Source organism: Kitasatospora sp. NPDC059812, from assembly GCF_042732075.1.
Taxonomy (GTDB): Bacteria; Actinomycetota; Actinomycetes; order Streptomycetales; family Streptomycetaceae; genus Kitasatospora.
Window position 1 is genome coordinate 77,719 of the sequence record NZ_JBHWIO010000033.1, and the last position, 8,791, is coordinate 86,509.

The 8,791-nt window shown below is 72.3% G+C and carries 9 protein-coding genes; 5 read left to right on the forward strand and 4 right to left on the reverse strand.

Annotated features, from left to right (window positions below):
• Positions 1–154 precede the first annotated feature (154 nt).
• On the reverse strand, positions 155–1,042 hold the full coding sequence (locus ACFV6D_RS18790) for an LLM class flavin-dependent oxidoreductase (RefSeq protein WP_380560532.1): 888 nt from the start codon (positions 1,040–1,042) through the stop codon (positions 155–157).
• 161 nt (positions 1,043–1,203) lie between these two features.
• Here ACFV6D_RS18790 and ACFV6D_RS18795 point away from each other — a divergent pair, with 161 nt between their 5' ends.
• From ACFV6D_RS18795 to ACFV6D_RS18815, 5 genes are all read left to right on the forward strand, one after another.
• Positions 1,204–1,848, forward strand: coding sequence for an SIMPL domain-containing protein (locus ACFV6D_RS18795; RefSeq protein WP_380560533.1), 645 nt, complete (start codon positions 1,204–1,206; stop codon positions 1,846–1,848).
• A gap of 225 nt (positions 1,849–2,073) precedes the next feature.
• Positions 2,074–3,036 (forward strand): ABC transporter ATP-binding protein, encoded by a 963-nt coding sequence (locus ACFV6D_RS18800; RefSeq protein ID WP_063348380.1) that lies wholly within the window; start codon positions 2,074–2,076, stop codon positions 3,034–3,036.
• Positions 3,020–3,922, forward strand: coding sequence for an ABC transporter permease (locus ACFV6D_RS18805; RefSeq protein WP_063348379.1), 903 nt, complete (start codon positions 3,020–3,022; stop codon positions 3,920–3,922). Before ACFV6D_RS18800 ends, ACFV6D_RS18805 begins: the two co-directional genes overlap by 17 nt.
• A 26-nt stretch (positions 3,923–3,948) precedes the next feature.
• On the forward strand, positions 3,949–4,866 hold the full coding sequence (locus ACFV6D_RS18810; RefSeq protein ID WP_063348378.1) for an ABC transporter ATP-binding protein: 918 nt from the start codon (positions 3,949–3,951) through the stop codon (positions 4,864–4,866).
• A 58-nt stretch (positions 4,867–4,924) separates the two neighbouring features.
• Positions 4,925–5,644 (forward strand): ABC transporter permease subunit, encoded by a 720-nt coding sequence (locus ACFV6D_RS18815; protein ID WP_363368060.1) that lies wholly within the window; start codon positions 4,925–4,927, stop codon positions 5,642–5,644.
• Between the two features lie 103 nt (positions 5,645–5,747).
• On the opposite strand, the gene ACFV6D_RS18820 is transcribed toward ACFV6D_RS18815, so the two are convergent.
• The 3 genes from ACFV6D_RS18820 to ACFV6D_RS18830 form a co-directional block, all read right to left on the reverse strand.
• Complete coding sequence (locus ACFV6D_RS18820; RefSeq protein WP_380335357.1) at positions 5,748–7,025, reverse strand: CynX/NimT family MFS transporter; 1,278 nt, start codon at positions 7,023–7,025, stop codon at positions 5,748–5,750.
• 66 nt (positions 7,026–7,091) lie between these two features.
• The gene (locus ACFV6D_RS18825) at positions 7,092–7,823 is read right to left on the reverse strand and encodes a FadR/GntR family transcriptional regulator (RefSeq protein WP_063351236.1); all 732 of its coding nucleotides are present in this window, start codon (positions 7,821–7,823) and stop codon (positions 7,092–7,094) included.
• A 139-nt stretch (positions 7,824–7,962) separates the two neighbouring features.
• Positions 7,963–8,791 (reverse strand): HAD family hydrolase (locus tag ACFV6D_RS18830; protein ID WP_380560534.1); only part of this gene is annotated, 829 nt, incomplete at its 5' end.

The following is an 8,791-nucleotide window of genomic DNA, read 5'->3' on the forward strand; positions in this document are numbered from 1 at the left end:
GGAACTGTTCTTTGCTTCGACCGGGTCCGTGGTGGTGTCAGAACCGCCGATCGGGGCTGGTCTCGGCGCCTGTCCGCCCGTGGCCGATCGGCCACTGGCGGACAGGTTGCTCCGCGTGGGTCGGCTGCGCGAACCATGGCGAGCGGGGTCTGGCTCAGCCGAGTTGGGCGAGGCCCTCGGTGGCGATCTTCTCGAAGACGGCGAGGTCGTTCTCGAAGATCGAGTCCGGGACGGGCCAGTGGATCACCAATTCGGTGATGCCCAGGTCGCGGTAGGTGCCGGCCCAGTCCACGAAGGCGTCCAGCGACTGCAGAGGCTTCTCCGCCGTCGAGCCCTGGAGCAGCACCTTCTCCAGCTCGCCGGCGTCCCGGCCCTGCGCCTCGCAGGCGGCCGTCAGCTTCGTGATCTGCGCGGCGATCACGTCGGGCGCCTGCTCGACCGGCACATCCGCGGGGCCCTTCGGGTCGCCGTACGTCACCCAGCCCTGCCCGTACTCGGCCGCCAGCCGCAGCCCGCGCGGCCCGGCCGCGGCGACGTAGAACGGCACCCGGGGGGTCTGCTCGCAGCCGGGGATGTTCCGAGCCTCGACCGCCGAGTAGTACGTGCCCTCGCGCGTCGTGGCGTCGGTGCGCAGCAGCTCGTCCAGCAGCGGCAGGAACTCGCCGAAGCGGTCCGCCCGCTCCTTCGGCGACCACGCCTCCTGCCCCATCGCCGTCGCGTCGAAGCCGGTGCCGCCGGCGCCGATGCCCAGCGTGACCCGCCCGCCGGACACGTCGTCCAGCGTGATCAGCTCCTTCGCCAGTGTCACGGGGTGGCGGAAGTTCGGCGATGTCACGAGCGTCCCGAGCCGCAGGCGCTCGGTCGCGGTGGCCGCCGCGGTCAGCGTCGGGATCGATCCGAACCACGGCTCGTCGCGGAACGACCGCCACGACAGGTGGTCATAGGTATACGCGGCATGGAACCCGAGCTCCTCGGCCCGCCGCCAGATCTTCTGCCCCTCGCTCCACCGGTGGATGGGGAGGATCACGGTACTCAGTCGCATGGTGTCGACCCTATGCGTCGGAACGGCCGCGCGGCCTTCGCGTCTCCCGGCCGGGTCGTCGAACCTCGTCGAGGCGGGTGCGACAGGTCAGGCATCGGCCGTCCGGTGAGGCCGATGGAAATCCGTACCCGTGACGGGCGCTCCGTGCTTGACTGCCGGGCATGCAGACGACGATCAGATCGCCTTGGGGAATCACCAGTTACGGTGCGGCAAGTGTCCAGGTGGTACCCGACGTCGCCCGGATCCGGCTGGGAATCGACCGGACGGAGGGTTCGCCCGAGCAGGCCTTCGCCGCCGCACGAGCGGCCATCTCCGGCCTGCGCGAGGCAATACGGGCCCATGGCGTCCCGGACGGGCAGGTGTCGGCCTCACGGCTCGATCTCCAGAATTCATGGAACGGCTACGGTGCGGACCGGCAGTTCCTCGGATACCGCTGCCAGGCCGCGTTCGCCATCGAGTACCGGGACCTCGATTCCCTCGAACCGTTCCTGATCGCTGCGGTGGAGGCGGGGGCCAACCAGGTGGAGGGCGTCGACTTCGACGTACGCAGCAAGCCGGGCCTGAGGGCGCAGGCCCGGGCGGACGCCGTCCGGACCGCGAGGGCGAAGGCCGAGTTGTACGCGGAGGCCGCGGGCGTGCGGCTGGGCCAGGTCGTCCACATCGAGGACGTCGATCCGGAGAGCATCGGAAGCGGCCGGTACCGCGGGCACGGTGACTCCGGTGGCGTTTCCGAGGCGGACCTCGCGCCGGGTGCCGTCGTGGTCTCGGCCGCGGTCGTGCTGGGATTCGCGATCGCCGCCCCGTAGCTTCTGGTCGCGCCGTCCGGAGTCCAACCGAAGACCGCCGCCCCGATGTCGTCGCCACCGGATTTCACGTGGCAGGCCTCCGCATCAGCGATGAGGACGTGCCGACCCTGATGGGAGATCCTCCGCCCCTTAGGGGAGATCGTCGGCGGCGTCATACCGCAGCAGCAGACGGGCTCGTCATTCCAGCTCATAGCCCTTGGCGCGCAAGCCCGTTACGTTGAGCAGGTGTCCACTGCTGTCATCAAGACGGATGGCCTCACCAAGAGGTTCCCCCGGGTCACCGCCCTCGACCAGCTCACCGTCGAGGTGCGGCCCGGGGTGGTCGGGCTGGTCGGGGCCAACGGGGCGGGCAAGTCCACCCTCATCAAGATCCTGCTCGGCCTCGCCCCGGCGACGTCCGGCCGCGGCGAGGTCCTCGGCCTGGACGTCGCCACCCGGGGCCCGGAGATCCGTGAACGGGTCGGCTACATGCCCGAACACGACTGCCTGCCACCGGACGTGTCGGCGACCGAGTTCGTGGTGCACATGGCGCGGATGGCGGGGCTGCCGGCCACCGCCGCCCGTGAGCGCACCGCGGACACCCTGCGGCACGTCGGCCTGTACGAGGAGCGGTACCGGCCGATGGGCGGGTACTCGACCGGCATGAAGCAGCGGGTCAAGCTCGCGCAGGCGCTGGTGCACGACCCGAAGCTGGTGCTGCTGGACGAGCCGACCAATGGTCTCGACCCGGCCGGCCGGGACGAGATGCTGGGCCTGATCCGCCGGGTGCACACCGACTTCGGGATCTCGGTGCTGGTCACCACCCACCTGCTCGGCGAGTTGGAGCGCACCTGCGACCACCTGGTCGTGATCGACGGCGGCAAGCTGCTGCGCTCCTCCTCCACCGCCTCCTTCACCGAGGCGACGGCCGTCCTGGCGGTCGAGGTGACGGACCACCCGCAGGACGCCGTCCCGGAGCCGGGCGACGCCGTCCGCGCACGGCTGGCCGCCGCCGGGCTGTCCGTCCAGCCGGAGGGTTCGCACCTGCTGCTGGTCCGGCTGGCCGGCGACGACACCTACGACACCATCCGCGACACCGTCGCCGGCCTGGGCCTCGGCCTGGTCCGGCTGGAGCAGCGCCGCCACCGGGTCGCCGAAATCTTCACCGACGAGAACAGGGGAGGGACGGACGATGTCGCTGCCTCCTGACACCAGGTCCGCCGACACCGGCGTCATCCACGACATCGGCTACCGCGGCTACACCGGGCCCCGGCTCGGCCGGGCCTACGCGACCCGCTCGCTGTTCACCCAGAGCCTGCGCGCCGCGTACGGGCTCGGGCGCTCCGGCAAGTCCAAGGTGCTGCCGATGCTGGTGCTCGGCGTGGTCACGCTGCCGGCCGTGGTCATGGTGGCGATCGCGCTCGCCACCAGCGCGAAGGAGCTGCCGCTGGACTACCCGCGGTACCTGTCCTCGTTCGTGCTGGTCGTGTCGATCTTCCTGGCCTCGCAGGCGCCGGTGCTGTTCTCCCGGGATCTCCGGTACCACACCGTCCCGCTGTACTTCTCCCGCCCGATCACCCGCGCCGACTACGTCCGGGCCAAGTTCGCCGCCATGGTCAGCGCCCAGTTCCTGCTGATGGCTGCGCCGTTGCTGGTCCTCTACATCGGGGCGCTGCTGGGCGGGCTGGACTTCGGGCACAACACCGGGCACTTCCTGTCCGGCCTGGTCGCCGCCCTGCTGTACTCCCTGGTGCCGACCTCGGTGGCGCTGGTGGTCGCCGCCGCGACCCCGCGCCGCGGCTTCGGGGTGGCCGGGATCATGGGCTACCTGGCGATCAGCACGGCCGTGGTGGCGATCCTGACCCGGATCGGCACCGCCACCGAGCTCACCGTCCCGGACTCCGCCCAGTGGATCGCGCTGCTGTCGCCGAACGACCTGGTGGAGAGCCTGACCAACCAGCTCTTCGACGTCGGCGGGATGGGCGGCCGGATGCACGCGCCCGGCGGGCTCGGCGTGGTCGTCTTCACCGTCGCCGTTCTCGCGATGGTGTCCGGCTCGTACGGGCTGCTGCTGCGCCGCTACCGCAGCGTCTGATGAACCGAGGAGTTTGAGAGGGCGTCATGGCCACCATCACCATCGACAAGGTCTCCCGCTGGTTCGGGAACGTGGTCGCCGTCAACGACATCAGTATGACGATCGGCCCAGGCATCACCGGCCTGCTCGGTCCGAACGGCGCGGGCAAGTCGACCCTCATCCACATGATGAGCGGATTCCTCGCGCCCTCCAGCGGGGCGGTCACCCTGGACGGCGCGCCGATCTGGCGCAACCAGCAGGTGTACCGGCAGATCGGCCTGGTCCCGGAGCGGGAGTCGATGTACGACTACCTGACCGGCTGGGAGTTCGTGCTCGCCAACGCCGAACTGCACGGCCTCGCCGACCCGGGCGCCGCCGCCCGGCGTGCCCTGGACCTGGTGGAGATGGCCTACGCCAAGGACCGCCGCACCGGGACGTACTCCAAGGGCATGAAGCAGCGGGTCAAGATGGCCTCCGCACTGGTCCACGACCCGGCCGTGCTGCTGCTCGACGAGCCGTTCAACGGCATGGACCCGCGCCAGCGGCTCCAGCTGATGGAGCTGCTGCGCCGGTTCGGCGCGGACGGCCGGACGGTGCTGTTCTCCTCCCACATCCTGGAGGAGGTCGAGCAACTGGCCCGGCACATCGAGGTCGTGGTGGCCGGCCGGCATGCCGCCTCGGGCGACTTCCGGAAGATCCGCCGGCTGATGACCGACCGGCCGCACCGCTACCTGGTTCGCTCCAGCGACGACCGCAGGCTGGCCGCCGCGCTGATCGCCGACGGCTCCACGACCGGTATCGAGGTGGACGCGCGGGAACGGGCGCTGCGGATCGAGGCGGTGAACTTCCAGGGCTTCACCACCCTGCTGCCCCGGGTCGCCCAGGAGGCGGACATCCGGCTGTACACCGTGTCGCCGGCGGACGAGTCGCTGGAGAGCGTCTTCTCCTACCTGGTCTCCGCGTGAGGCCCGGCGTCCGAGCCACCGAACTCCCTTACCGGACCCAGGAAAGGGCCGACCGACCATGAACCCGACCGTCGCCAGGCTGACCCTGCGCGGCCTGCTGGGCCGCCGCCGCGGCCTCCTGCTGCTGGTGGTCCCCGCCCTGCTGCTGGTCATCTCGGCCGTCGCGAGCGGCACCGCCAGCGGGAACGAGCACGACCTCACCGTCAAGATCCTCGGGCAGCTCGGCCTCGGCACCCTGGTGCCGATCCTCGGCCTGGTCGTCGGCACCGGCGTGATCGCCACCGAGATCGACGACGGCTCGATCGTCTACCTGCTGGCCAAGCCGCTGCCGCGGTGGAAGATCGTCACCACCAAACTGGTCGTCGCGATCGGCACCACCTGGGTGTTCGCCGCCCTCCCGACGCTGCTCTGCGGCCTGCTGCTGATCGGCACCAGGGACGGCATCGCGCTCGGCTACACCGTGGCCGTGCTGGTCGCCGGGGTGGCGTACAGCGCGCTGTTCCTGCTGCTCGGCGTGGTCACCCGGCACGCGGTGGTGGCCGGACTGGGGTACGCGCTGGTCTGGGAGTCGCTGATCGGCAACTTCGTGTCGGGCGCCCGGACGCTGAGCGTCCAGCAGTGGGGCCGGTCGGTGGCCGAGGCGGTCGCCGGGGACGCCGCGATCGGCGCCGACGTCTCGCTCGGGGTGGCTGTCCCGCTGCTGCTGGCGGTCACCGTGGCGGCGACGGTGCTGGCCTCGGTGAAGCTGGCCGGACTGACCCTGGCCGCCGAGGAGTAGCCGGCCGGGGCCGGCCTGGGGTAACTGGGGTCGACCCGGGGCAGCCGGGGTCGGCCCGAGCCGGCCTCAACGAGGCCAGCCCGGGTCGGTCCGAGCAGGGGTGCTAGCCGAGCGTCCGGTTGCGGCCCGCGCCCCAGCCGGCCGCGCCGACCACGGTGGCCAGCACCAGCATCAGCACCAGGGTGGCCGTCCAGCCGCCGGTGAGCTGGTGCAGCGCGCCGGCGCCGACCGGGCCCGCCGCCGCGACCAGGTAGCCGACCGCCTGCGACATCCCGCCCAGTTGGGCGGCGCCGGCCGCGCTGCCGGTGCGCAGCACGATGAAGGCCAGGCCCAGGCCCAGCGAACCGCCCTGGGCGACGCCCAGGATGGTCGCCGACACCCAGGCGCCGGACACCGGCGCGATCAGCAGCAGGGCGATGCCGAGGCCGTTCAGTCCGGCCATGGCCACCGCCAGCCCGCGCTGGCGGGTCATCCGGCCGGCCAGCAGCGGCACCAGGAAGGCGCCCGCGACCTGCACCAGGTTGGAGAAGGCGAAGACCAGACCGGCCTCGCCGCGGTCCATGCCGTGGTCGGCCAGGATGGTCGGCATCCAGGCGACCAGGGTGTACACCAGCAGCGACGAGATGCCCATGAAGAGGCTGATCTGCCAGGCCATCGGCGAGCGCCAGATGCCCTCGATCGGCTTCTCGGCCGCCCGACCGGCCGCCTGACCGGCCGCAGGGCCAGTGGAGAGACGGGTCGCGACCGCCGCCCGCTCCTGCCGGGAGCGCAGCACCTGCGGCAGCCAGGCCACCGCGGCGATCAGCGCGAGCAGCGACCAGGTGCCCAGCGAGGCCTGCCAGCCGCCGCCGAGGGCGTGCTCCAGCGGCACCGAGAGGCCGGCCGCCATGGTCGCGCCGACCAGCATGGTGGTCGAGTAGACGCCGGTCATCGCCGCCGCCCGGTCCGGGAACTCCCGCTTGACCAGGCCCGGCATCGACACGTTCAGCACCGCGATGGCCACGCCGATCACCACGCAGCCCGCGTACAGCGCCGCCACCGAGGGCAGCACCCGCAGCAGCACGCCCGCGCCCAGCACCAGGACGGCGCCCAGCACCACCCGCTCGGTGCCGAACCGCCGGGTCAGCCGGGGGGTGAGCGGGGCGCCGACGCCCTGGAACAGCACCGGCACGGTGGTGATCAGTCCGCTCGCGGTGGCGGAGAGTCCGAAGGTCCGCTGGATCTCGCCGACCATCGGCGACACCGCCGCCAGGCAGGCGCGCATGTTCAGCGCGACCAGCAGGATGCCGGTCAGCAGCAGCGCGGGGTGGGCCAGCCGGGTGCGGACGGGAAGCGGGAGGGACGTGGTGGCAACCGGCTGCTGGGCACGGGTGACGGCCATGGGTGTGCTGTTCTTTCGTGAATGTGCGCGAGGGCGCGGAGGGCGGAAGGCAGGCGGGTGCCTATGTCACTTCCGGGCCGCGATGGCCGCGAGGAGCTGCTCGACGGCCGCGGTCGGCTCGGCGAGCAGCGCACGACACGCGGCCTCGGCACGGTCGGGGTCGCCGCTTTCGATCGCGTCGACCAGCGCCGCGTGGGTGGCCACGGCCACCTCGGGCATGTCGTGGTCGCCGAAGGCCGAGGTCATCGACTCGCGCACGGAGGCGCCGAAGTAGCGGTAGACCTCGGTGAGCGCCGGGTTGTGCGCGGCCTCGACGATGGCGGTGTGGAACTCCAGGTCGTGCTCGACGGTGGCCTCGCGGTCGGTCCGCTCGGCGTGCGAGGCGATCACCTCGGCCTCGCGGGCCAGCGCGGCCCGCATCCGCTCGACGTCCTCGCGGGTGTGCCGCAGCGCGGCCAGTCGGGCGGCCTCGGTCTCCAGTGCGGCCCGGACCTCCAGGACGTCCCGGATGCCCGAGCGCTGGACGCCGCGCAGGACGGCGGCCGGGTCGCTGGTGGAGCGGACGAACGTCCCCTCGCCCTGGCGGGAGACCAGCATGCCGGCGTGCACCAGCACCCGGATCGCCTCCCGGACGGTGTTCCGGCCGACCTGCAGCCGCTCGGCGAGCTCGTGCTCGGTGGGGATCTGCGATCCCACCGGCCAGACGCCGCCGGCCAGTTGCTCGCGCAGCTGGTCGATCGCGGTGTCCACCAGGGAGCGCCGTCCGGCCGCCTGGAGGCTGTTGCCGTCGTTGGTCATGCCGGTGCTCCCTTCGTCGTTGGTCGCCGCGTCGCTGGTCAACGCCGGTCGTCGGTCATCCTACAACCGCTTGCCCGGTCATCCTACAACTGGAGTTGAACCCCCGCCGAACACCACGACGTGATCCGAAAGAGAGCCCCTAGACGCCCGGGTAGAGCTGTTCCAGGACGACGGCGACGCCGTCCTCGTCGTTGCTCGCGGTGACCTCGTCGGCGACGGCGAGCAGTTCCTCGTGGGCGTTGGCCATCGCCACGCCGCGGGCCGCCCAGCCGAACATCGGCACGTCGTTGGGCATGTCGCCGAAGGCGATGGTGTCGGCCCCGCGGACGCCCAGGCGGCGGGCGGCGACGGCCAGCCCGGTGGCCTTGGACAGGCCCAGCGGCAGCAGTTCGACCACTCCGGCGCCGGCCATCACGACGCCGACCAGGTCCCCGGCGACGCGGCGGGCGGCCTCGGCGAGCGCGTCGTCGGTCAGGCCCGGGTGCTGGATGTAGAGCTTGCTGACCGGGGCGTCGAGCAGCTGGTCGCGGTCGACCCGGACGACCGGGAGGTCGGAGCCGATCAGCAGCTCGTAGCCGGGGCCGGCCAGCACCTGGCCGTCCAGGCCGTCCTGGTTGGCGGCGACGGCCAGCGGGCCGGTCTCGGCCTCGATCTTGGCGATGGCGAGCGCGGCGAGTCGGCGGTCCAGGGTGAGGGAGGTGAGCAGCCGGTGCGCGCCGGCGTCGTACACCTGGGCGCCCTGGCCGCAGACGGCTATCCCGGTGTAGCCGATCTCGTCGAAGACCGGGCGGGCCCAGGCGGCGGAGCGGCCGGTGACGACGATGTGCAGCGCGCCCGCGCCGGTGGCCGTGGCCAGGGCGGCGCGGGTGCGCTCGGAGACGGTTTCCGCGCTGGTCAGCAGGGTGCCGTCGAGGTCGGTGGGGGCCCCCCGGGGGGGGCGGGGGCCCCCCCGCGGGGGCGGACCCGGG

Coding starts and splice junctions, on each gene's coding strand:
- ACFV6D_RS18825 (WP_063351236.1), bottom strand. CDS start 7,823: ATGACCAACGACGGCAACAGCCTCCAGGCGGCCGGACGGCGCTCCCTG.
- ACFV6D_RS18805 (WP_063348379.1), top strand. CDS start 3,020: ATGTCGCTGCCTCCTGACACCAGGTCCGCCGACACCGGCGTCATCCAC.
- ACFV6D_RS18810 (WP_063348378.1), top strand. CDS start 3,949: ATGGCCACCATCACCATCGACAAGGTCTCCCGCTGGTTCGGGAACGTG.
- ACFV6D_RS18790 (WP_380560532.1), bottom strand. CDS start 1,042: ATGCGACTGAGTACCGTGATCCTCCCCATCCACCGGTGGAGCGAGGGG.
- ACFV6D_RS18795 (WP_380560533.1), top strand. CDS start 1,204: ATGCAGACGACGATCAGATCGCCTTGGGGAATCACCAGTTACGGTGCG.
- ACFV6D_RS18815 (WP_363368060.1), top strand. CDS start 4,925: ATGAACCCGACCGTCGCCAGGCTGACCCTGCGCGGCCTGCTGGGCCGC.
- ACFV6D_RS18820 (WP_380335357.1), bottom strand. CDS start 7,025: ATGGCCGTCACCCGTGCCCAGCAGCCGGTTGCCACCACGTCCCTCCCG.